The 678-nt window shown below is 44.7% G+C and carries 1 protein-coding gene; it reads left to right on the forward strand.

Annotation, left to right across the window (positions count from 1 at the left end):
- Nucleotides 1-122: 122 nt before the first annotated feature.
- A complete protein-coding gene (locus tag QEH52_RS20005; RefSeq protein WP_308952734.1) occupies nucleotides 123-578 on the forward strand; it encodes a hypothetical protein in 456 nt (151 codons plus the stop codon).
- Nucleotides 579-678 lie beyond the last annotated feature (100 nt).

Genomic DNA, 678 nt, shown 5'->3' on the forward strand with positions numbered 1-678 from the left:
CCGTCCTCCTGAGACGATCTTAGAACAGCTGCTACCTCAGAACTGGAGCAACTAGCGCTAGCTAAAAGATCGAGGTCAATGTTCGGACGATAACCACTCTTCGACGATTTCAGCAAAAGGAAATGAAACGAACTAACAGAGTTTTTCTGAACGTGGCAGTGCCACCATTTCTAGGGCTGCTCATATTCAGTTTGTCTCTTACTGCGCTGACTCTCGTAAAAGAACCAAAGAATGTTCTCATCGCCTTTTTGGCCACAGCTGTCTACGGGGCATTTATAGCCTTAACGAAGGGAATTTTAGTCTCCATTGGCTATATGGCACTGATGGAGGTTTGGTATTCTTTCGAAGAGAAGAAAAGGAATAGTTTTCCACGGCTTATGACATATGCCTATTCAGGCTTGCTAGGGCTACTATCCGGATTAGCCCTAACTCATATCTCTCCATTCAGTAACATGGGAGATATTCTTGTATTATCTTTAGGGATCATCACTGGCCTTTTGATGCCATCCATCGTTAAACAAACGAAGGCTGAACCAGCCGGAGCTATCAACTCCGAGGCTGCCGCCTCTCCGCGATAGTCCTAGACGATATGGGAAGAAAATAGAATCGACGGCTCGAAGCATTTAGCCTAAGCATTTGAGAGTAAGAGAAGGAACAAAAGAAATAAAATCCTCAGAC

The organism is Thalassobacterium maritimum (genome assembly GCF_031127805.1).
GTDB lineage: Bacteria > Verrucomicrobiota > Verrucomicrobiia > Opitutales > Coraliomargaritaceae > Thalassobacterium > Thalassobacterium maritimum.